Genomic DNA, 21985 nt, shown 5'->3' on the forward strand with positions numbered 1-21985 from the left:
TAGAAATTAGAGCCATCTTTGAAAAGATGGCTCTTTTATAAATTATTGTAATATGCCAAAAATTTCAATCAAGGGTCAGAGTATGCCGGCATCTCCAATCAGAAAACTTGTTCCTTATGCTGATGCCGCTAAACAAAAAGGTGTTAAAGTTTATCATCTCAACATTGGTCAGCCTGATATCGAAACTACTTCTAAAGCATTGAATGCTATACACAATTATGATGAAAAGGTTATCATGTATAGCCATTCTGCTGGTAATCTTTCATATCGTGAGAAATTATGCGAATATTATGCAAAGGTCAATATCAATGTAACTCCGGACGATATTATAGTCACTAATGGCGCATCGGAAGCTCTGTTGTTTGCTTTTATGACTATTATGAATCCGGATGACGAGGTAATAATTCCTGAACCTTTCTATGCCAATTATAACGGTTTTGCAATAACTTCGGGAGTGAAAGTGAAACCTATCTTTTCTTCTATAGAGACTGGTTTTGCTTTGCCTCCGATAGCAGATTTTGAAAAAGCTATCACTCCTAATACCAAAGCCATTTTGATATGTAATCCCAATAATCCTACTGGATACCTTTATTCTGAGGCTGAACTTGAAGTATTGCGTGAGTTGGCGATAAAATACGATTTGTTTCTTATTGCCGATGAGGTTTACAGAGAGTTCTGTTATGATGGCTCCAAACATCATTCTACTATGCATCTTAAAGGTGTCGAAGATAATGTTATACTTATAGATTCTGTATCAAAACGTTATAGTGCATGCGGTCTTCGTGTTGGCTGTTTGGTTAGTAAAAACAAGGAAGTCATCAATACTGCCATGAAGTTTGCTCAGGCTCGCTTGTCGCCACCTTCCATAGGTCAAGTTGCCGCTGAAGCTGCCATAGATACTGATGATGACTATTTCAAAGATATTGTGAAAGAATATGAAGCTCGTCGGAATGTAGTGGTCGAAGGTATCAATAAAATAGATGGTGCTTATTGCCCTTGTCCTAAAGGCGCTTTTTATATAGTGGCACATCTCCCTATTGATGATTCGGAGAAATTCTGTAAGTGGATGCTTACCGACTTCAATTATGAAGGCAAAACTGTTATGATGGCTCCGGCAAGCGGGTTCTATTCAACAAAAGGACTCGGAACATCTGAAGTGCGTATAAGCTATTGTCTGAATGTCAATGATTTGACTGATGCAATGAATGTTCTCGCTAAAGCTTTGGAGGTTTATCCGGGTAGAAAATAATTCTCATGATTTATGTTTTAAGACCTTGACATGCTTATGCTGAGGTCTTTTTTTAGTCTAAAAATCAGGATATAATAGATATTTTATCCTTATTTTTCGGTATTTTTCTATGCCGTCTTTCCAACTTATACGTATTTTCTTGATATTTTCTCCGGATTCGATTTGATTTTGCAACAACTTTGTCCCACTTAGTTTTATAAAGTAATTGTTGAAGAACACTTCTTTGTCTTTCAACTGATTATATGAGTCAACCAGCCAATCGAGCACTATTTTGCCTTCATGGTCTTTATTGTCATGGGCATATTTATTAAGGTTTTCACCATGACATAATTCATTTTCGTACAAAAGTACGGCACCACTGTTGTTATTTTTGGGTGTGAATGAAAAATCTCCTTTTATTTGAGGATGTCCGTAAATTTGGAAAGGCTTGTCAGTTCCTCTGCCTACACTTACTACAGTGCCTTCAAAAAGACAAAGTGAAGGATACAGATATACCGATTCCCAGTTTGGAAGGTTGGGTGAGGGTTTTACAGGTAATTTATATATGGCACGTCTGTCATAATTGCTCATGGGTATGACAGTAAGGTCACATTTTATTCCGTCTTTCAACCATGATTCTCCATTAACCATCATGGCATATTCTCCTATGGTGAGACCATAAACAATGGGAATTTCATTCATTCCGACAAAAGAAGAGTTTTCACTTTCAAGTACAGGTCCGTCGATATAAAATCCGTTTGGATTAGGTCGGTCGAGTACAATGACAGGGATGTCATTCTCAGCTGCAGCTTCCATAACGTATGTAAGTGTAGAAATGTATGTATAAAATCTCGTCCCAACATCTTGTAAGTCAAATAAAAGAATATCAATATCATTTAATTGTTCCGCTTTTGGTTTCTTATTGTTGCCGTATAATGATATTATTTCTATGCCTGTTTTATCATCAATTCCATTCGAAATATGTAATCCTTCTCCAATGTTTCCTCGAAAACCGTGTTCTGGAGAAAAAATTTTTTTTACGATTATACCTTCACTTACAAGGGTATCGATTAAATGTGTGTTGTGGTATATACTTGTTTGATTAGCTATTACACCAATATTTTTACCTTTAATTAAAGGTAAGTATGACTTTGTTTGTGATATTCCGGGACCCGATTCTTCGGCTTCAAATATTGGACGTGGACTTTGTGCCTGTAAATGAATGTGAATAAATATTAAATAAAAGAAAAACAAAAAAAATCTTGTCATGGTAAAATATTTGTATATCTTTGCAATATTAAGAAAAATATGAAAACATCGACGTTTATAGCTTCAAAAATTTTTTCTTTGTCGAAAGAAAATCTATCCTCTACAGTCATGCGTCTTGCTGTTGCAAGTGTAGCTCTTGGTGTTGCTATCATGTTGATTTCTTTATCTATACTTATTGGTTTTAAAAATCAAATTGAGGATAAAGTCATAGGTTTTGTTTCTCCTATTCATGTACAGGCATTGAATCAAAATGAGTCTTTGGAAGAGACCCCGTTTGTCTGCGATAGTGCTTTGAAAAATAGATTGGACTTTCATTTTATAGAATCATATCAGCAAACTGCGCACAAAGCCGGTCTTTTGAAGACAGAGGATGAGATATATCCTTTGGTTATGAAAGGTGTAGATGAAAATTATAATTGGGATTACATAACTTCGTATCTTATTGATGGAGATGTGCCTCAATATTGCGATACTCTTCGTTCCAACGATGTCTTGCTATCTAAAGTAATAGCTGAAAAAATGAAACTTAAAGTTGGAGATGATGTGAGGATCTGGTTTGTTGATAACGATATGAAAGCTCGTGGTCGTAAGTTTAATGTCAAAGGAATATATGAAACCGGACTCTATGAATGTGATGAGCGTTTCATATATTGTGATTTGAATCAGATAAGACGTCTTAACGGTTGGAAAGACAATCACGTCGGTAGATTGGAGATATGGCTGACAGATGAAAACAAGATTGATGAATACAATAATTTGATATATTATAGTTTACCACCGTCTTTAATATCTATGACAGCAAGAGAGACTTATCCGCAAATTTTCGACTGGCTCGACTTGCAAGATATGAATGTTGTTATTATTATAGTTTTGATGGTACTTGTTGCTGGTATTACGATAATAAGTATGTTGTTGATTATCATACTTGAGAAAACATCAACGGTGGGATTGCTTAAGGCAATGGGAGCTGATAACGGTTTGATAAGAAGTATATTTATGAGAAAATCTTGCCGGCTATTGCTAATTGGCATGTTGCTCGGTAATTTTGTAGGTTTAGGTTTATGCCTGTTTCAGAAATATACAGGCTTTATAAGATTGCCGGCTGAATCTTATTATCTTTCTTCCGTACCTATAGAATTGAATATATGGTATATATTACTTCTGAATATTTCAGCTGTTTTGTTGTGGATTTTTATGCTTATGCTTCCGACAGTTTTAATAAATAATATAAGACCATCTAAATCAATAAGATTTGAATAACCTAATAATATAGTTATGAAAGATTTAACGATTAAACCATTAGAAGGCTATGGAGAATTGCCATTCGGGATGTCGCTTGACGACGTTATCAAGTATTTGGGTAAACCTGATTATCAAGAAGAATTATTGCCTCTTGATGATTACAACAGATTGATTTCTTTTGACTATGAAGTTTTATGTATGAAGATCTATCTTGAAGGTGTTACAAATACTGTGATATCAAGTTTTTCAATTTGTAATGAGGAGGCATTGTTATATGGAGAAAAAGTCTTTGAACTTGATAAAATAGGTATTAAAGAACTTATGAGAGAGAATAATATTGTTGAATGTTGCGAAGAATGTGATGAAAATGGAGACTGTCTTATATATGATGATTTAAGATTGGATTTTTATTTTGAGTCTGGTAAACTTGTTGAAATAGTGTGGGGTGTTTCGGTCGATGCTCAGGGAAATATTGAAACAGTTTAAAGTAACACTTTAAATTCATATATTTAATAACAATATATTAAATTATTTACGGCAATGTGGATGAAAATCCATTATCACTTTTCTGAGATGTTCGTCTGAGACATGAGTGTATATTTCCGTAGTAGTGATGTTTGAATGCCCTAACATTTGTTGTACGGCGCGAAGGTCAGCTCCTCCTTCTAAAAGATGTGTCGCAAAAGAATGTCTCAATGTATGTGGACTTATTTCTTTTTTGATACCTGCTTTTTCAGCTGCCGATTTTATTATCAGAAATACCGATTGCCTTGTCAATGAGGTTCCTCTGTTGCTGATAAATACAATATCAGAATATTTTGGTGCTATATTTTGATGTACTCTGCATTGTCTTATATATAACAGCAAGGTGTTTATCGTATCGTGACATATAGGTATCAGTCTTTCTTTATCACCTTTGCCACAAACTTTGATAAATCCGTCTTCGAAATAGATGTTGCTTATTTTCAGTGATACGACTTCTGAGACTCTTAAACCGCAACTGTACATAACCTCAATTATAGCTTTATTCCTGTGTCCGAAAGTAGTGCTCAAATCTATTTCATCAATCATTATCATTATTTCTTCAAAAGTGAGAACATCAGGAATAAGCCTCGCTATTGCAGGAGTGTTGATAACAGCAGTGGGATTATTGTTACAAATCTTTTCTTGATTAAGATAACGATAGAAACTTTTTAATCCGGAAAGAATTCTGGCTTGTGACACTGAACTTAATCCAAGTCTGTAAATCTCTTCAAGAAATGATTCTATCGTATCGTACGATATGTCGTCAAGAGATTTTGTGTTGTTCGAGTTTTCAATATATTGCATGAATAAGGTGACGTCATGTTTATAAGACTCTATGCTGTTTTCAGATAAAGACAACTCCAAACGCAGATAATCAGTGTAATGCTTTATCAAATTATTGTCTAGAATCATATTCAACGGTTGAAAATGCAAAATTGCTAAAAATCTCGCAATTATCCTATTTTTGCTAAAAAAAAGTATTAATTTTGCACAATAAATAAAAATAGTTAATCATGAAGAAATTTTATCTGACTTTAAGTGCTTTTATTATGTTGTGCTGTACAATTACGGCACAAAATGTTGCTCGTGAATGTGTTTTGTTTGAAATATTTACAGGGGTCAACTGTCCATATTGTCCAGCTGCAGCCAATGGTATAGCTCAGATGTTGGAGGAAGGTCTTAGTATAGCGCCTGTTGCCGTACATACAAGTGCTTTTTCGACGGATGCGTTCTATACACAGGAAACCAATGCAAGAGCTAATTTTTACAGTATAAACAGCTATCCTACAGCTAAAGTGGACGGAATATTGACACACTCAGGAGGAGGTGACGCATCTCAATCCAATTATTCCGTTTATTTATCACGTTACCAGCAACGTATTTCTGTTGAAAGTCCTTTTACCATTGATTTAAGTTATGAATGGTTGGAGTCTTCTTTCTGTGAGGTTACTGCTGTAGTAAATAAGGTTGGCGATTGTTCCGCTACCAATTTAAGAGTGATGATTGCTTTTACCGAGTCGCATATTCAAAAATCATGGCAAGGCATGTCGGAAGTCAACTTTGTAGTTAGAGATTTTCTCCCTGACCAGAATGGTACGGTTTTTTCCGGCGAGTCGATGACAGTGACAGAGGTACTGGATATGAGTGGAATGTTGAAAGAGAATTGTGACCTTGTGGCTTGGGTGCAAGACTTTTCTACTAAGGAAGTCTATCAAACTGTGAAACTTTCAATGAAACCGGAACCGACACCAGCTTATGATGTGGCTTTTCTCTCTGTTGACGAAGTTGTGACAAATAATTGTTCCGGTGTTACTCCTGTACGTGTTTCTATGAAAAATTCCGGCACTGAGGCTATCAATACTTTGCATTTTGTAGTACTTGGAGATAATGATGATGTTATTTGGGAGGATGATTTGGAATGTAATATTCCGGCAGGTGAATCACAAGCCATCTCTTTGCCGGAGATTGATATTATGAATAATACAACTATTACAATATGTGTTACTGAAGTGAACGGAAATGACGATGCTTGTCCTTTTGATAACTATTCCACTAAAACCATTTCAGAAGCTCCTGAAATTGACGGCTATCTCAAAATGCAGGTCAAATCTCCAAAAGAACCGGAGGAACTTTATATAGAAGTTAAAAACATGACAACAAACGAATTGTTAACGACTTATACTTTCGAAGAAGGTTCTCATGCTTATACCTATGAATTGGTATTGCCCGAGGCAGACAACTGTTATCGTATCAGCTTGATAAGTACTACCGATAACGGCATTGGTGGAGGTATGCTTCTTATTACTGATTCCAATGGTCATAATCTTGTACAGGCAAATGCTATAACCAATATATTCGAACATGAGTTGTCATTTGATTTTACTTCTAATGGCACATATACATCTGTAAAAGAAAATACTGCTGAAGTAGTGTCAGTTTTTCCTAATCCTGTAAACGACGTGATGAATATAATAGGTGCTAATGTTAAGAATGTTACTGTTTACAATAGTTTAGGACAAATGGTGTTCGCTGTTTCAGGTAATTCCGATAATATTGCAATTGATGTAAAATCTTGGGCTAATGGATTGTATTATGTCAATATCACTGATGTCAACGGCAATAATACATCACGTAAGGTTTTGATTAGTAAATAATGAACAAAGTCCATTTTATAGCAGTTGGCGGTAGTGCGATGCACAATCTTGCTATCGCTTTGCACAGAAAGGGTTACGATGTAACAGGTTCAGATGACGAGATCTTCGAACCCTCACGGACGAGACTTAAAAATGAAGGTATTCTGCCGGAATCGTTAGGCTGGCATCCTGAAAAATTGGATGACACATACAATGCAGTGATTTTGGGAATGCATGCAAGGGTGGATAATCCGGAATTGCTTCGTGCTCAGGAATTGGGACTGAAAATATATTCTTATCCGGAATTTCTGTATGAACAGAGTAAGGATAAAATCCGTATTGTAATAGGAGGAAGTCATGGAAAGACTACCATAACATCGATGATACTTCATGTTATGAGATATGCCGGTATTGAGACAGATTTCATGGTCGGCGCTCAACTCGAGGGCTTTGATGTTATGGTACGTCTTAGTGAATCGGCAAAATACATGGTAATTGAAGGTGATGAGTATTTGACATCTCCTGTTGACAGAGTGCCAAAATTTCATAAATATAAGCCTGATATTGCAGTCATTAGTGGTATTAGTTGGGACCATGTCAACGTTTTTCCTACTTTCGAAAATTATGTAGAACAGTTTGAGATTTTTGCAAATACAATAATACCTAATGGCTGTCTTATTTATGACAAGACTGATACAGAGGCTGAAAAGATTGCTTCAAAAACACAATGTCTTACTAAGGGTTATGACATTCATCCATTTAAACATATTGACAATAAGATCTTTCTTGTCTTGCCTGACGGGAGTTTGCTTCCTGTCTTGGTTTTCGGTCAGCATAACATGAAGAATATAAATGCCGCCCGTTTTGTATGTAATGAAATAGGCATATCTGATGATGTGTTTTATAATGCAATAAGTACATTTAAGGGTGCATCGCGCCGTTTGGAACTTATTTTTGAGGATAAGACAAAATCTAATACAGTTTATCGTGATTTTGCCCATGCACCTTCAAAGGTTTTGGCTACAGTGAAGGCTTTGAGAGAGCAATACAGAGAAAAGTATTTACTGATTGTCTTTGAATTACATACATATAGCAGCCTTAGTGAGGTGTTTATTGACCATTATTCCAACTGCTTGGATGATTGCGACAAGGCAATAGTTTTCTATGATTATCATGCAGTTGAATTGAAGAGACTGGAAAATATGACGGATGAAAGGATAAAAAGAGGATTTTCTCGTGATGACATTCAAATAGTTCACACTAAAGAGGAACTTCTTGAACTGTTAGCCAAAGACAAGACAAATTCTGTTGTTGTCGGATTACTGAGTTCCGGAGATTTTAATGGATTGACTACAGATGATTTAAAAGACATTTATTCTGAGTCGTAGTTTTGTGTATATGCATGTAAATATTGCAAAAATTTGCATTTATATTCTATTTATGTCAAAAACAAGGTTGTATCAAAATAAAGTGATACAACCTTGTTTCATAATTGAGAAATATTGTTATTTGTCAATGGTCGCGATAAATTCTTCGTTGGATTTGGTTTTTGATATTCTATCTTTTAGGAACTCCATTGTTTCGATAGGTGTCATATCGGCGAAATGGTTGCGCAAAGCCCAAATTCTTTGGAGAGTAATATCATCGACGAGTAAATCGTCTCTACGTGTACCTGAGGCAACAATATCAATTGCCGGGTAAATACGTTTATTGGATAGACGGCGGTCGAGTTGGAGTTCCATATTGCCGGTACCCTTAAATTCTTCAAAAATGACTTCGTCCATTTTAGAACCTGTATCAATAAGAGCTGTAGCAAGAATAGTGAGGGAACCTCCATTTTCGATGTTACGCGCCGCACCGAAGAAGCGTTTGGGTTTTTGCAGAGCATTGGCTTCTACGCCACCGGATAACACTTTTCCTGATGCGGGTGACACAGTGTTGTAAGCACGTGCCAAACGTGTTATCGAATCCAATAATATAACGACATCATGCCCGCATTCTGTCAGTCGTTTTGCTTTCTCAAGTACAATATTGGCAATTTTCACGTGTTTATCAGCCGGTTCGTCAAAAGTAGATGAGATGACTTCAGCTTTTACGCTGCGAGCCATATCGGTGACTTCTTCGGGACGTTCGTCTATAAGTAAAATGATAAGATAAACTTCCGGATGATTAGCTGCAATAGCGTTTGCTACCTCTTTAAGCAACACTGTCTTACCTGTTTTAGGTTGTGCCACAATAAGACCACGTTGTCCTTTGCCAATAGGAGCGAACAAATCCATGATACGTGTGGAAATGGTACATCCATTGTGTCCGGTGATGTTGAATTTTTCATCAGGGAAGAGAGGGGTGAGGTAGTCAAATGGAATACGGTCTCTTACCTCTTCAGGATTACGTCCGTTTATCTTGTCAACCTTAATAAGCGGGAAATACTTTTCTCCGTTTTTTGGAGGACGAATCACTCCGAGAATCGTATCACCGGTTTTAAGTCCAAACAGTTTTATTTGAGATTGAGAAACATAAATGTCATCGGGAGAATTTAGATAATTATAATCTGCAGAACGAAGGAAACCGTAACCGTCTGATATTATTTCTAAAACTCCTTCTGCTTTTACGATTCCATCGAACTCAGTAATGGATTCTTCCCTTTTTATGTTCTGTTGATTTTGTATAAACTGTTGTTGGTTTTGACTCTGTTGGAAAGTTGTCTTCGGTTCGTAATACTCTCTTTTTTCCTCAACAGTATTATTAGATGTATTGTTGTTCTGTTTAATGTCATCAGTGACGGAAGTCTCGTCGCTATTCATAATGTTATTCTTGCGTTTGAGACCGTCTTCATAACGTGCTTTGGGATATGAAACATGTACGGTTTCATTATCGGAAGATTCAATGGAAGATTTTATTATTTCCGGTCTCTTGCTGATTCTTGGTCTCTTCTCACGTTTGGGTTTTACTTCTTCATCAATTTTTTCTTTGACATCATTTTCCGGTATCTTGTCATCCACAACCAAAGTTGGAACCTCTAAATCATCATTTTCTTCAGATGTCTCTTCCATTAAATTCAAAGATATGTCATCAATGACGTGTTTTTTGGCTGTAACATTCGTCTTCTCAACTTCTTGCGAGGCAGTGTTTTTTCGTTTTCTTCTTTCCGTTTTTACCTTAACAGTCTCATCTTTCGCTTTAGTTTCTACATTTTGCTTTTGATTATCGCTGTTGAAATTACATATTTTATAAATTAATTCTTCTTTGTCTGAACTGATATCATTCATTCCAAGTTTTAATGCAATTTCCTTAAGTTCGACTAATGATTTGTCGTTCAATTCAAAAATATCATACATAAAAGATCAAATTTCTTATGAAAAATTGATGGGAATTTTGTTCGACCCGTATTAAAGGGTGTTTTTAGTTGTTTTGCCAAGAAAACAAAAACCAAATCTTGTTTGTTCATTAGGCGCTGCAAATATACAAATTTTTGATAAAACCACAAAAAAAGTTAAAGAAATTCTAAAATTATGCATTTGTTTTTGTGATTTCACTATTTTTGCAAATAAAAAAGTAAAATGATTCAGCGTATTCAAACATTGTATTTATTTTTAACAGCTCTTATCACAGTCTTGCTGTTTTTCTTTCCGATTGCATCATTTGAACATATTGATACAAATATGGAGTTGACGGTATTAGGCATTAATAATCAAATAGATGCAACATATTTTAGTAAACTTTACACCTTGCCACTTCTTATCTTGACCATCATTTTGATTTTATTGCCTTTGTTTATCTCAATACGTTATAAACATAGAGAACAACAAGTGAAATTATGTCAGTTGGATATATTTCTTACTGTAGTATTCATTGGCGTAGTGTTTTTGTATTATGTATCAAACATTCAGAAAACCATAAGTTGCGAGAAAGTTTCGTACGAGTTCGGTATTTTTATTTTGCTCATCGACTTGATATTTCTTGTCATGGCAATAAGAGGAATCAAGAAAGACATTGAATTGGTAAAGTCTGTTGACAGATTACGTTAACAAGGCAATAATTATTTACAAGAACATGTTTGCAGAAACGTGTCAAATTCGGCATGTCGGTTTCAGTTATTGGCGGGTGGCTTCAAACAGTTCGAGGTTAAGTATATTTTTCCTTTCAATATCGAAACGTAACATGGTCAGTGATTTATGGAAACCGTTTTTACCGGCAGCACCAGGGTTGAGATGAAGCAGGTTAAGTTTCTCATCTCGCATTACTTTCAGAATATGTGAATGTCCGCTGACAAAAATATCCGGTTTCTCTTTTATAAGCAAATCTTTGATTCCTATTTCATAGTGTTGAGGATAGCCACCTATATGTGTCATGACAACTTTCACATCTTCCACAGTAAAAATTTGAAATTTAGGATATTCTCTGCGTACATCAAAGTCGTCGATGTTGCCATAGACAGCACGCAACTTTTTAAAAGCTGATAAGTCATCAGCTATACTGATGTCTCCAATGTCGCCGGCATGCCATATCTCGTCACAGTCTTTGAAGAAGTCGAAAACTTTGGGATTGAGCCAGCCATGAGTGTCCGATAATAGTCCTATTTTTGTCATTATCAAGGGATACTGTATGATATGCCAATACTAAGTACTTCTTTAAACTGAAGGAAAGATTCGCCTTCAATAGGCTTGATATCTTCATCATAAATGAGATGCGCTGTTACATTACAACTCAACCAATTGTTGATTTTCATAATAAGAGCATTGTCCCAGTCGAAATCCGGACGACATTTGTACTTCTCACCAAGAGCATTGAGTTTTCTACTGTGAATATAATCGCAGAATATTCCCAATTTCGAACTGAACGTCACATTTTCAAATATTTCATATTCAAATTTTGCTGTAATTTGAGCACCAAGTTCCAAGCGTGTCCGTTTCCCTTTTTCTATAATGTTTCCAAGTGTATCCGTTATTGCTCCTGTAACTCCAAAAGCGCCTTGATTTGCTAATTCCTGATCGTTGACAATAGTCAGGCGTCCTGTTACAGGCGATAATGTCAATGAAAAATGCTTACATGGAACCCATTGTGCACCAATGCCTAATGCCAAATATGCAGGCGCAAGGAATCCGGAAATCTTGTTGGTGCTGTCTTTTGAATACTCATAACCATTGGCAAATTGTGTCTTGAAACTCAATTCTGATGTCAGAAATAATTTGTCTTTTACTATATCATATCCGTAGAGAGAGCCTAAGTTGATATAATCGTCGGTTTTTACAGGCTTTTTGTCAAAATCGTAATATGTGTAGCCTAAGGCAAAATCAAAGTTGTTTTCCCATTTTGATTTGTCTTTCAGGTAATTGACTTTGTATTTCAGTATGCCTAATCCATTGATATTGTTTTGACCTCCGGAAGTCCAATTGTTGAAATAACTTTGGGAAAGGTTAATTCCAATTTTACCGCCATGAGTCCATAATGTATCTTTTTCTACATTTTGAGCAAATGTAACCATTGCAGAAATACAGAAAAATGACAGTAGGAAAAACAGTTTTTTCATGTGTCGATATTTTTTGGTTTACAAAATATTTACAATATTAATAGGTGTTGCCGTCGTGGTAATTTCTTTCACCGAATTGGAATGTTATTTCCTGTTGATATTTAGTCCTGACCAGTGAATCGTCAATCATTCCGGGTATCCATAACAAGTCTTGTACCAAACGTATGGCTTCGTTGTCACAACCTCCACCTACGCTTTTATCGACTGTAATATTAGCAACAGTGCCATCTGTTTCTATAGTGAAACTGAGTATTACAGTACCTGAGATTTCAAGTTCCTTGGCTTGTTCCGGATAACGCATTTCAGAAAGGAAATATCCGTTTAATGTGGCATTCGGATTGGAGAAATAGGGATGTGGTGCCGTTGTCAAGTCTTCCAATTCATATACTTTATTGTCGTTTTTAACTTTATAATCATCAAGAGGTACTTTTATTTTCGGAGACTTGGAATACATTTTGTTATATGCTTTTGCTGAAAATTCAACTGTATATTCATGTTTAGAGGGAATAGGTATGCCGTCTTTCTTTGCCGGAATCCATAAAATTTGTTTTACAAGACGTATTGCTTCAGCGCAACACTCCTCATCGAAACATTCTCTTACAGTGTAATTGGAAGCAATACCGTCTTTGTCAACATCGAAATAAACGGTCACTTTCCCATTTATTTTTGCGGCTAATGCACTTTCCGGATAAACAAGGTGGTTTTGAATGACTTTTCGAGTAGTATTCTTACCGGCGACAGGTTCGGCAGACATGTTTTGTGCATATATGTTGAATCCCAACATTAAAACAAGTCCTGTAAAAATGCATTTCATTGTTAATTCATTCATGTTTTAATTATTGTTCGTGGTTACGTATAATTTTATTTTGCAAATTTCGGAATATTTTTTAGATGATATGACAAAATCATAAAAAATATGCCGATTGTTTTTAATGGCGTTTCATACAACAGATTTGTTGCTGAATTAAATTTCCATCGAAGCCATAAAAACGTTTTAAATATGTCTGTTGATTGTATAAGTTAAAAATACCGATGGATTTCCTTTAAAAACGGTTCTTTAGACATATCGTTGGGATTTGTACCGTAAACGCCTTCAGGTATGGATTCACCGGATTTTTCAGACAATTCAATCCAGAACAAGGGCATATTGCCTTCTTTGTCTCTGAAATTCATAGGTTTAGTATTAAACAGATGTGTTCCGTCATCGTTAACGTAACATTCGTAAATCAATTCGGAACAATACATCTTACCGTTATCGGGTCTGAAAGACCAGTCGTATGGTTCTCCAATATGTCCTTTTGCTGATTCTATCACTTTATCCATGTCGATTTTGTTTTTCAATCTCATGACGACTATTCCCGGATTATCGTTTATTTTTGTGGCAGCATTAAGAAATTCAGTCCATTCTGTATAACCAACGCCTTTTTTTGTCGATGCTTCTATAACAAAAGCATTGTTATCGACAGTAACAAAAATGGCAACATGGTCGTATTGCAAGTCGTTTTGTTTTGCCGTAGCAGCCACTATCGCATCGCTCATGGCAGAAGATTCTGCTACACAGAATACAATATCTCCTTCTTGAGGAATGAACTCATTCCTTGAACATGATGTGACAATCATGCATATAACGAGTATAAGATATGGTGTAAATGTTTTCATTTGTACTTGTTCATTACATTGCGGCAAATAAAAAATTTTTGATACAAAAGTAAAAAAATCTATTCAAATGTACGCATACAATATGTTTGTAATAATTTGTATCGGAGTAGGATTATTTCATTAAAAACTGAAGTAATTGTCAAGTTTTTTTTATATTTGCAGAAACATAAGACACTAACGTTGTTTAAGATAACATTATGGAAAATAATATGTTTTTCGGGATACATCCCGTACAAGAATTGTGCAGGGCCGGCAAGGATATAGAGAAAATCTTTGTACAGTCAGGGCTTAAATCTCCACAACTTGCAGAGATTATGACATACGCAAAGACACATAAAGTACCTGTGCAGCATGTGCCTGTAGAGAAATTGAATCGTCTGACACGCAAGAATCATCAGGGAATAGTGGCTTTTACATGTCAAATCTCATATCAACTTCTTGAAGAAGTGGTGAGTATGGCTTATGATGAAGGCAAAATGCCGTTCATAGTGATATTGGACAGAGTTACAGATGTACGAAATTTTGGTGCGATAGCGCGTACCTGTTATGCAGCAGGCGTCGATGCCATAGTGGTACCTTCACGTGGAGCGGCATTGATAAATGGCGATGCCATGAAAACATCAGCCGGAGCTTTGTCATTAATTAATGTATGCAGAGTGGACAATATAAAAGATGCCATAGATTACCTCAAGTCATGCGGTTTGAAAGTGCTGGCATTTTCTGAGAAAGGCAGGCATAGCATCTGGAGATATGACATGAGCGGACCATTGGCAGTTATTATGGGATCTGAGGAAGACGGTATCAGTGAGGCATATCTGAAACGTGCCGATGAACATCTTATAATACCAATGGTAGGAGATATTGATTCATTAAATGTTTCTGTGGCAACAGGAATAGTTTGTTTTGAGGTTGTACATCAAAGAAATGCAGACATGTAATAAAAAAGCCGGTTTACAGATGTAAACCGGCTTTTTTATTTATTAAAATGAAGTTTTATTTCTTACGGATAACTTCTTTAATTCTTGCTTTCTTGCCACGCAAACCTCTCAAATAGTAGATACGTGCTCTTCTAACATAACCTTCTTTATTTTTCTCGATACTTTCTATCATTGGAGATGCTATAGGGAAAATTCTCTCAACGCCTATGTTGTTAGAAATCTTTCTAATTGTGAATGTAGCATGCGAACCTTCGCCGGCGCGTTGTAACACCACACCCTGAAATTTCTGCAAACGTTCCTTGTTTCCCTCAACAATCTTATAAGTTACGGTGATAGTGTCACCCGCCTTGAAATGTGGAAAATCTTTTACTTGTACCTGATCTTCAACGAATTGGATTAACGCATTTTTCATCTCTGATATAATTTATTTATCTTTAATCTTTACATGGAAAAAGTGTGCAAATATACAATTTTTTTGAATACCAACAACATTTATTACTTTTTTTTCAGAATTTCATACATTTCCGGTCTGCGTGCTTTGGTGCGCTCTATTGCCTGGTTTAGCTTCCATTCGTTGATAATCATATCATTACCTGATAAAAGCACTTCCGGAACAGTCCATCCTTTGTATTCTCGCGGACGTGTATATACCGGAGGTGATACCAATCCGTCCTGAAAAGAATCCGATAATGCAGAAGTCTCGTCTGATAATGCACCGGGAATGAGACGTACTATACTGTCAGTAACGACGGCAGCCGCAAGTTCTCCTCCGGACAAGACATAATTGCCGATGGATATTTCCCTTGTTACAAGATGTTCCCTTATACGTTCATCAATGCCTTTATAATGTCCGCACAACATTATCACACTTTCATACAATGAGAGTCTGTTTGCAAGTGACTGTGTAAAAATTTCACCGTCAGGCGACATGTAAATTACATCATCATATTCACGTTCTTTTTTTAGGTACGAAATACAATTGTCAATCGGCTCTATCATCATGACCATGCCTGCTCCTGCAGAAAATGCATAATCATCGACTCTTTTATGTTTGTCGTTACTGTAATCCCTTAGATTGTGAAGATGAATATCCACTATGCCGTTTTGGATGGCTCTTTTTATTATGGATTCCGTGAAAGGACCTTCGAACATCTCGGGGAATAAAGTTATTATGTCGATTCTCATCATTAATTACATTTTGTCGCAAAGATATGCAATTTTGTCTGACAAAAACAATACCTGTAATATCTTTGCTTTTTGAAATACGATGACATATTCGGTATTTATGAAATGTTTGTAATTTTTTCGCTTTTTTGTATCCCCCTATTTTTTTATGTGTATATTTGCATCTGAAAAGTGTTTCTGAAATTAATAAAAAAAGAAATATGATGAAAGTTAAAAGTTTTTTTTCTGCATTGTTTTTGTGTGGAATTATGTATAGTACTTATGCACAAATAGCGCCTGAAAAGTATTGGGTCCAGTTTACTGATAAAAACAATTCACCTTATTCAATAAATAATCCGGGTGAGTTTTTAAGTGAAAGAGCCTTGGAAAGAAGAAACAAATATAATATTGACATAGATGAATTGGATATACCTGTCAATGATACTTATATTCAAGGTGTTGAGCAAACAGGCGCTGTAATTCTCAATCCTTCCAAATGGTTGAATGGAGTTACAATACAGACAAATGATATTAATGTGATAAATGCTATCAATGCTCTTCCTTATGTGGAAAATACAATGAAATTTATTGATGGAGAAGTTAAACAAGTTATTAAAGAAGATATAGAAAACATATTTTATGACATTCCCGTAAATAATGAGGAGCTCGATGATTATTATGAGTATGCACTGCATAAAAAGAAAAATTATAAAAAGAAGAAACTTGCAAATATTAAAAAACTCGACGACTATTACGGATATGCACTGCCTCAGATTCAGCAATTGAACGGTATTAATTTACATGAAGCCAACTATAGAGGAGAAGGTATGCTTATCGGTATATGTGATGGTGGTTTCATGGGTGCTGATTCTCATGCTGTTTTTGAGGAGATTCGCAAGGAGAACCGGCTTTTGGGTACTAGAAATTTCGTAAATAAAGGTACTACGGTTTACGAATCTTCTTCTCACGGTACGTCTGTTTGGAGTCTTATCGGTGGCAATATACCGAATACATACGTGGGTACAGCTCCTAAAGCATCATTCTATTTATGCCTGACAGAAGATGCTCGTACAGAAAATCTTATTGAAGAATATAACTTTGTTTCTGCACTTGAACTTTTGGATAGTATTGGTGTCGATGTCATCAATTCGTCATTGGGATATATACAGTTCGATATGCCTCAGTGGAGCCATTCGTACAGCGATATGGACGGAGAGACTTGTATTATTACTATAGGAGCTGAAATTGCATCTTCAAAAGGCATTATAGTGGTAAATTCCGCCGGTAATGATGGAGCAAGTTGGACCTATCCGTATATAGGCGCCCCTGCTGACGGAGAACACGTTTTTACAATAGGTGCGGTTGATGTCAATGGAGAGCTTGCTTACTTTAGCTCCATAGGACCTTCTTATGACGGAAGGATAAAACCTGATGTCGTCGCTCATGGAGAAAATGTAACTGTCGCTTCTCCCGATGGTTCTTTTTATAATGGCAGTGGTACATCATACTCTACACCGGTTATGACCGGAATGTTGACATGTCTGTGGCAAATACGTCCTGATTTGGAGCCGGAGACATTGAAAGAGATTATAAGAGAATCAGCTAATAGAACTAATAATCCTGACAATTATTACGGATATGGAATTCCGGATTTTACCTTAGCCATGCAGACGTTATCTGTCGATGAAGTTAATGAAACGATTCCAATAATAAATGTTTATCCTAATCCTTCAAATGGAGTGGTAAATGTGGAATTTCTAGATGATGACATTTATGGTGTTCAAGTTTACAATCAGTTAGGAGTTTTAATCTATGCAGATGACTGCAGTGGAGACTCAGCACGTTTGCAGAACTTTCTTACAACACTTGGCAGTGGCATGTATTTTGTGAATGTGATGTCTTCATCAAATAACAATTCATTGAAAGTTGTTAAGTATTAAAGATTTACAAAAATAATTAAAAAAATCGCCGCAAAGTGTTGTACGTAATGAAAAATAATGTAATTTTGCAGCGGTTTAAAGCCCAGGTGGTGAAATTGGTAGACACGCCACTTTGAGGGGGTGGTGACGATTGCGTCGTGCAAGTTCGACTCTTGTCCTGGGCACTGAAAACAAAAGCCCATGTGGTGAAATTGGTAAACACGCTACATTCAGGGTGTAGTGAGCGTACGCTCTTGGAAGTTCGAGTCTTCTCATGGGCACAGCTTTAATCCGGTTGCTTGACCGGTTTTTTGTTATCTGTGAAATCATCAATAAGATTTTTTTCAAAATTTTATTTTCAATTATGTTTTAAGCATTTCTAAAATATCGTAAAATTATTTTTTTCGATACAACTTTTTAACAACAATTTTCTTAATTCTTCGTTATATTACAAATTCACTCGGAAATAATGCTTTTCAAATAATGAAATGTAAAAGAGTATTAAGTTTCTGAAAAAATGCAACAAAATAAAGTTAATAATTGTTAAAATCTGTCGAATATGGCCTGTTTTTACTTGTAATAATAGAAATTTTTATAATTTTGTTAAATCAAAAATAACAACGACTATGGAAAAAACAGTCATTTTATGGGCAGATGATGAGATAGAACTTCTTAAACCGCATATTTTGTTTTTGGAGAAAAAGGGATATGAAGTTGTTACTACCAACAATGGAAGCGATGCTGTTGAATTAGTTAAGGAACGTCATTTCGATATAGTTTTTCTTGATGAACAAATGCCGGGTATTTCAGGTGTTGAAACTCTTGAGGAGATAAAAAAGGAATATCCAAATCTTCCTGTAGTGATGATAACAAAAAGTGAGGAAGAACGTATTATGGAAGAGGCAATAGGCAGCAATATAGCCGATTACCTTATAAAACCTGTTAATCCCAATCAAATATTGTTGTCTCTTAAAAGAAATCTTGAGAATAGAAAACTCGTGGATGAGAAATCTACTTCAAAGTACCAGCAGGAATTTCGCAAAATAGGAATGAATCTTAATAATGACCTCGACTATGAAGAATGGATAGATGTATATAAGAATCTGACACGGTGGGAACTGGAATTACAAAAGTCTGCTGATGAAAGTATCAAAGAGATACTTGCCATGCAGAAACAAGAAGCAAACAATTTGTTCTCACGTTATGTCGAACGAAATTATATACAATGGGTACAACCTAATACTGCTAATAAACCCGTATTGTCGCATACTCTTGTTAAAAACAAAATTTTGCCTCGTTTGACTGATGACGACAATCCTTTGTTTGTTATTCTTATTGACAATTTGCGTTATGATCAGTGGAAAGCTATCCAACCTTTGATAGAAGTTGATTTTCGTGTCGAGGCAGATGATATTTATTACAGCATATTGCCTACAACGACTCAATATGCACGAAATTCCATATTTGCGGGTCTCATGCCTTTGGAAATACGTCGCCGTTATCCTAAATATTGGGTGGATGAGGAAGACGAAGGCACTAAAAATCAATTTGAAAATGAATTGTTGGGTGAACAACTGCGTCGTTATGGTAAAAATGTAAGGTATTCATATAACAAGGTCCTTAATCTCGCTGCCGGTAAGAAACTTTTCGAGCAAATGCCTAATCTGATGCAGTATAAACTTAATGTCATTGTGTATAATTTCGTTGATATGCTGTCGCATGCAAGAACTGAAATGGAAATTATCCGGGAACTTGCTTCTGATGAAGAGGCTTATCGCTCCCTGATGCTTTCTTGGTTTGAACATTCTTCTTTGTACGATATGATTCGCTTTATTGCACAAAAAAAATGTGACCTTATTATTACGACAGACCATGGCTCGGTCTGTGTTAAAAATCCTGTCAAGATACTTGGTGACAAGGCTGTCAATACCAATTTGAGATACAAATATGGCAGAAGTCTTAAATATAATGCAAAAGAAGTGTTTGAAATAAAAGATCCTGAAAAAATATATCTGCCTCGTATTAATGTAAGTACTTCATACGTATTTGCCCATTCTAACGACTTCTTTGCTTATCCTAACAACTATAACTATTATGTAAATTATTACAGAAACACTTTCCAGCACGGAGGAATCTCAATGAATGAGATACTTGTTCCTGTAACATTCTTAAAATCAAAATAAACATCATTATATGATTCCAAAGGTATTTGATATTAAAAGTGTTGATGAGTTGTCTGTTGTTACAGACTATCTTCTTGGTTTGAGAGAAAAATCCAATATCATGGCTTTTTATGGGCAAATGGGTGCAGGCAAGACTACACTGATTAAAAATATCTGTCATGCTTTGGGAGTGTCAGATGAAGTCAATAGTCCTACGTTTGCTCTTGTTAATGAATATTTTACAAAAGAAGGTGCGTCTGTGTTTCATTTTGACTTTTACAGAATAAAAAAACTTGAGGAAGTATATGATATTGGTTATGAAGACTATTTTTATGGAGGAGCCTTGTGTCTGCTTGAATGGCCGGAACTTATTGCTCCATTGATGCCCGAACACTATATCAAGGTTTCAATAGACCTTGGCTGTAATAATGATAGTCGCATTATAACTTGTGAACTGATATAATATATAATTGTTGTTTTGTAAAATATTGTTGTTATGATACATGATGAAAATGTTAAATATAGATTTGCAACGGAGACATTAATGTTGAAGAACACAAAAAATAAAAACAACGTCGTATTTGGCATCTTAAAAGAATATCATCATGATGAACATCGTATTCCATTAACTCCATCCGCAGTAAAAAAACTTGTTGACGATGGCAATGTAGTGCTTGTTCAGAAAGGTGCCGGGAATGCTGCCGGCTTTAATGATACATCATTTTCTGAAGCAGGGGCTTTGATAACGGATTCAAAAGAGGAAATCTTGAACTCTGATGTATTGCTTAAGATTTTCCCTCCTGAAAAAGAAGAAATTGAGATGATGAAAAATAATGCTGTCTTATTGTCATCTCTTTGTTTGCACCAAACCCAAAAATCATATTTGCAACATTTAAGCAGCAAAAGAATAACTGCTATATCGTACGAATTGATACAGGGCAAAGAAACTCATTTCCCATTGCTTTATGCCATGAGTGAAATAGTAGGGCAACTTGTAGTACTTATTGCAGCATCATATCTATGTGATTCAAAATGGGGATGCTCAACTTTGACTGGTGCTATTGCAGGATTGCCTCCAATTGATGTAGTTGTGATCGGCTCCGGTACTGTGGCTCTTAATGTGTGTCGGGTGGCTTTAGGATTGGGTTGTCGCGTTTCTGTTTTCGATACGTTGACAGACCGTCTTCGTAAACTTAGTAATACATTCAATAATAATATTTTCACTTATATGTATGACCAGGATGTGTTGACAAAGCTTTTGACTGATACTGAGATATTGGTATGTGCAAAACATACATCTGATTTCAGATCACCTTTGCTCGTTAAAGAATCTATGGTTCAACAAATGAAAGATGGCAGTGTATTGGTAGATGTCAGCATAGATCAAGGTGGCTGTTGTGAGACATCAATAATGACAACACATTCTTCTCCCGTGTTTAGTAAATATGGAGTAACACATTATTGTGTGCCAAATATTGCTTCTAAAGTATCGCATACAGCTTCAATGTCAATAAGTAATATTCTTGTTAATGAGATGCTTTGTCTTGGAAGAAACGGAATAAACGGATTGTTGCAGTTTAATGACGGATTTGCCAAAGGTGTTTATATGTATAATGGTAAACTTACCAATCGTAAAATAGGGGATATGTTGGCTCTGCCTTATAAACCATTGGAATTGTTCCTGCCATCGTTTCATGACAGTTGATAATATTATAG

20 protein-coding genes and 2 tRNA genes are annotated in these 21985 nt (G+C 35.8%); 13 read left to right on the top strand and 9 right to left on the bottom strand.

All coding sequences use genetic code 11. The annotated features are described in order from the left end of the window. Positions 1-52: 52 nt before the first annotated feature. A complete protein-coding gene (locus ACZOVS_RS01705; RefSeq protein ID WP_483995508.1) occupies positions 53-1249 on the top strand; it encodes a pyridoxal phosphate-dependent aminotransferase in 1197 nt (398 codons plus the stop codon). A 57-nt stretch (positions 1250-1306) separates the two neighbouring features. Here ACZOVS_RS01705 and ACZOVS_RS01710 read toward each other — a convergent pair whose 3' ends face one another. Further along, on the bottom strand, positions 1307-2497 hold the full coding sequence (locus ACZOVS_RS01710; protein WP_483995509.1) for an exo-beta-N-acetylmuramidase NamZ family protein: 1191 nt from the start codon (positions 2495-2497) through the stop codon (positions 1307-1309). A gap of 39 nt (positions 2498-2536) precedes the next feature. On the opposite strand from ACZOVS_RS01710, the gene ACZOVS_RS01715 reads away from it, so the two are divergent. Next, the gene (locus tag ACZOVS_RS01715) at positions 2537-3757 is read left to right on the top strand and encodes an ABC transporter permease (RefSeq protein WP_483995510.1); all 1221 of its coding nucleotides are present in this window, start codon (positions 2537-2539) and stop codon (positions 3755-3757) included. A gap of 15 nt (positions 3758-3772) precedes the next feature. Next, positions 3773-4225 (top strand): hypothetical protein, encoded by a 453-nt coding sequence (locus ACZOVS_RS01720; RefSeq protein WP_483995511.1) that lies wholly within the window; start codon positions 3773-3775, stop codon positions 4223-4225. A gap of 42 nt (positions 4226-4267) precedes the next feature. Here ACZOVS_RS01720 and xerD read toward each other — a convergent pair whose 3' ends face one another. Continuing rightward, positions 4268-5158, bottom strand: coding sequence for a site-specific tyrosine recombinase XerD (gene xerD, locus ACZOVS_RS01725; protein WP_483995512.1), 891 nt, complete (start codon positions 5156-5158; stop codon positions 4268-4270). A gap of 119 nt (positions 5159-5277) precedes the next feature. On the opposite strand from xerD, the gene ACZOVS_RS01730 reads away from it, so the two are divergent. Continuing rightward, positions 5278-6918 carry a T9SS type A sorting domain-containing protein gene (locus ACZOVS_RS01730; protein ID WP_483995513.1) on the top strand — a complete coding sequence of 547 codons (1641 nt, stop codon included), beginning with the start codon at positions 5278-5280 and terminating at the stop codon, positions 6916-6918. Next, the gene (locus ACZOVS_RS01735) at positions 6918-8285 is read left to right on the top strand and encodes a UDP-N-acetylmuramate--L-alanine ligase (RefSeq protein ID WP_483995514.1); all 1368 of its coding nucleotides are present in this window, start codon (positions 6918-6920) and stop codon (positions 8283-8285) included. The genes ACZOVS_RS01730 and ACZOVS_RS01735 overlap by 1 nt, the downstream gene beginning before the upstream one ends. Positions 8286-8402: 117 nt before the next feature. Here the strand turns inward: ACZOVS_RS01735 and rho are convergent, their stop codons facing one another. After that, complete coding sequence (rho, locus tag ACZOVS_RS01740) at positions 8403-10235, bottom strand: transcription termination factor Rho (RefSeq protein WP_483995515.1); 1833 nt, start codon at positions 10233-10235, stop codon at positions 8403-8405. Between the two features lie 222 nt (positions 10236-10457). Between rho and ACZOVS_RS01745 the strand changes: the two genes are divergently transcribed. After that, positions 10458-10925 (top strand): DUF4293 domain-containing protein, encoded by a 468-nt coding sequence (locus ACZOVS_RS01745; protein ID WP_483995516.1) that lies wholly within the window; start codon positions 10458-10460, stop codon positions 10923-10925. A 66-nt stretch (positions 10926-10991) separates the two neighbouring features. Here the strand turns inward: ACZOVS_RS01745 and ACZOVS_RS01750 are convergent, their stop codons facing one another. The 4 genes from ACZOVS_RS01750 to ACZOVS_RS01765 all read right to left on the bottom strand — a co-directional run bounded on the left by ACZOVS_RS01750 (position 10992) and on the right by ACZOVS_RS01765 (position 14086). After that, positions 10992-11486 carry a metallophosphoesterase family protein gene (locus ACZOVS_RS01750; RefSeq protein ID WP_483995517.1) on the bottom strand — a complete coding sequence of 165 codons (495 nt, stop codon included), beginning with the start codon at positions 11484-11486 and terminating at the stop codon, positions 10992-10994. Positions 11487-11488: 2 nt separating this feature from the next. Then, the gene (locus ACZOVS_RS01755; RefSeq protein WP_483995518.1) at positions 11489-12427 is read right to left on the bottom strand and encodes a DUF3078 domain-containing protein; all 939 of its coding nucleotides are present in this window, start codon (positions 12425-12427) and stop codon (positions 11489-11491) included. Between the two features lie 37 nt (positions 12428-12464). After that, on the bottom strand, positions 12465-13256 hold the full coding sequence (locus ACZOVS_RS01760) for an energy transducer TonB (RefSeq protein WP_483995519.1): 792 nt from the start codon (positions 13254-13256) through the stop codon (positions 12465-12467). Positions 13257-13447: 191 nt separating this feature from the next. Beyond that, complete coding sequence (locus tag ACZOVS_RS01765) at positions 13448-14086, bottom strand: YiiX/YebB-like N1pC/P60 family cysteine hydrolase (protein WP_483995520.1); 639 nt, start codon at positions 14084-14086, stop codon at positions 13448-13450. A 197-nt stretch (positions 14087-14283) separates the two neighbouring features. Between ACZOVS_RS01765 and rlmB the strand changes: the two genes are divergently transcribed. Continuing rightward, positions 14284-15024 carry a 23S rRNA (guanosine(2251)-2'-O)-methyltransferase RlmB gene (gene rlmB, locus ACZOVS_RS01770; protein WP_483995521.1) on the top strand — a complete coding sequence of 247 codons (741 nt, stop codon included), beginning with the start codon at positions 14284-14286 and terminating at the stop codon, positions 15022-15024. 55 nt (positions 15025-15079) lie between these two features. Here the strand turns inward: rlmB and rplS are convergent, their stop codons facing one another. Together rplS and trmD are read right to left on the bottom strand one after the other, a co-directional pair. Continuing rightward, on the bottom strand, positions 15080-15436 hold the full coding sequence (rplS, locus tag ACZOVS_RS01775) for a 50S ribosomal protein L19 (RefSeq protein ID WP_483995522.1): 357 nt from the start codon (positions 15434-15436) through the stop codon (positions 15080-15082). An 83-nt stretch (positions 15437-15519) separates the two neighbouring features. Continuing rightward, positions 15520-16209 carry a tRNA (guanosine(37)-N1)-methyltransferase TrmD gene (gene trmD / locus ACZOVS_RS01780; RefSeq protein ID WP_483995571.1) on the bottom strand — a complete coding sequence of 230 codons (690 nt, stop codon included), beginning with the start codon at positions 16207-16209 and terminating at the stop codon, positions 15520-15522. Positions 16210-16409: 200 nt separating this feature from the next. Here trmD and ACZOVS_RS01785 point away from each other — a divergent pair, with 200 nt between their 5' ends. The 6 genes from ACZOVS_RS01785 to ACZOVS_RS01810 all read left to right on the top strand — a co-directional run bounded on the left by ACZOVS_RS01785 (position 16410) and on the right by ACZOVS_RS01810 (position 21974). Then, on the top strand, positions 16410-18128 hold the full coding sequence (locus ACZOVS_RS01785; RefSeq protein WP_483995523.1) for a S8 family serine peptidase: 1719 nt from the start codon (positions 16410-16412) through the stop codon (positions 18126-18128). An 80-nt stretch (positions 18129-18208) separates the two neighbouring features. Continuing rightward, positions 18209-18292: transfer RNA gene (locus ACZOVS_RS01790), tRNA-Leu, on the top strand. Positions 18293-18304: 12 nt separating this feature from the next. Then, positions 18305-18388: transfer RNA gene (locus ACZOVS_RS01795), tRNA-Leu, on the top strand. 345 nt (positions 18389-18733) lie between these two features. Further along, positions 18734-20290, top strand: a complete 1557-nt coding sequence (gene porX, locus ACZOVS_RS01800) for a T9SS response regulator signal transducer PorX (protein ID WP_483995524.1) — start codon at positions 18734-18736, stop codon at positions 20288-20290. A gap of 10 nt (positions 20291-20300) precedes the next feature. After that, entirely contained in the window at positions 20301-20732 is a 432-nt protein-coding gene (tsaE, locus tag ACZOVS_RS01805) for a tRNA (adenosine(37)-N6)-threonylcarbamoyltransferase complex ATPase subunit type 1 TsaE (RefSeq protein ID WP_483995525.1), read from the top strand. Positions 20733-20765: 33 nt separating this feature from the next. Further along, positions 20766-21974, top strand: a complete 1209-nt coding sequence (locus ACZOVS_RS01810; RefSeq protein ID WP_483995526.1) for an alanine dehydrogenase — start codon at positions 20766-20768, stop codon at positions 21972-21974. Positions 21975-21985 lie beyond the last annotated feature (11 nt).

This window comes from Candidatus Limimorpha avicola (genome assembly GCF_056978975.1).

Excerpts from the sequence above, each read along its gene's own strand:
- ACZOVS_RS01705 (WP_483995508.1), top strand. The coding sequence starts at position 53 with ATGCCAAAAATTTCAATCAAGGGTCAGAGTATGCCGGCATCTCCAATC.
- ACZOVS_RS01710 (WP_483995509.1), bottom strand. The coding sequence starts at position 2,497 with ATGACAAGATTTTTTTTGTTTTTCTTTTATTTAATATTTATTCACATT.
- ACZOVS_RS01715 (WP_483995510.1), top strand. The coding sequence starts at position 2,537 with ATGAAAACATCGACGTTTATAGCTTCAAAAATTTTTTCTTTGTCGAAA.
- ACZOVS_RS01720 (WP_483995511.1), top strand. The coding sequence starts at position 3,773 with ATGAAAGATTTAACGATTAAACCATTAGAAGGCTATGGAGAATTGCCA.
- ACZOVS_RS01730 (WP_483995513.1), top strand. The coding sequence starts at position 5,278 with ATGAAGAAATTTTATCTGACTTTAAGTGCTTTTATTATGTTGTGCTGT.
- ACZOVS_RS01735 (WP_483995514.1), top strand. The coding sequence starts at position 6,918 with ATGAACAAAGTCCATTTTATAGCAGTTGGCGGTAGTGCGATGCACAAT.
- rho (WP_483995515.1), bottom strand. The coding sequence starts at position 10,235 with ATGTATGATATTTTTGAATTGAACGACAAATCATTAGTCGAACTTAAG.
- ACZOVS_RS01745 (WP_483995516.1), top strand. The coding sequence starts at position 10,458 with ATGATTCAGCGTATTCAAACATTGTATTTATTTTTAACAGCTCTTATC.
- ACZOVS_RS01750 (WP_483995517.1), bottom strand. The coding sequence starts at position 11,486 with ATGACAAAAATAGGACTATTATCGGACACTCATGGCTGGCTCAATCCC.
- ACZOVS_RS01755 (WP_483995518.1), bottom strand. The coding sequence starts at position 12,427 with ATGAAAAAACTGTTTTTCCTACTGTCATTTTTCTGTATTTCTGCAATG.
- ACZOVS_RS01760 (WP_483995519.1), bottom strand. The coding sequence starts at position 13,256 with ATGAATGAATTAACAATGAAATGCATTTTTACAGGACTTGTTTTAATG.
- ACZOVS_RS01765 (WP_483995520.1), bottom strand. The coding sequence starts at position 14,086 with ATGAAAACATTTACACCATATCTTATACTCGTTATATGCATGATTGTC.
- rlmB (WP_483995521.1), top strand. The coding sequence starts at position 14,284 with ATGGAAAATAATATGTTTTTCGGGATACATCCCGTACAAGAATTGTGC.
- rplS (WP_483995522.1), bottom strand. The coding sequence starts at position 15,436 with ATGAAAAATGCGTTAATCCAATTCGTTGAAGATCAGGTACAAGTAAAA.
- trmD (WP_483995571.1), bottom strand. The coding sequence starts at position 16,209 with ATGAGAATCGACATAATAACTTTATTCCCCGAGATGTTCGAAGGTCCT.
- ACZOVS_RS01785 (WP_483995523.1), top strand. The coding sequence starts at position 16,410 with ATGATGAAAGTTAAAAGTTTTTTTTCTGCATTGTTTTTGTGTGGAATT.
- porX (WP_483995524.1), top strand. The coding sequence starts at position 18,734 with ATGGAAAAAACAGTCATTTTATGGGCAGATGATGAGATAGAACTTCTT.
- tsaE (WP_483995525.1), top strand. The coding sequence starts at position 20,301 with ATGATTCCAAAGGTATTTGATATTAAAAGTGTTGATGAGTTGTCTGTT.
- ACZOVS_RS01810 (WP_483995526.1), top strand. The coding sequence starts at position 20,766 with ATGATACATGATGAAAATGTTAAATATAGATTTGCAACGGAGACATTA.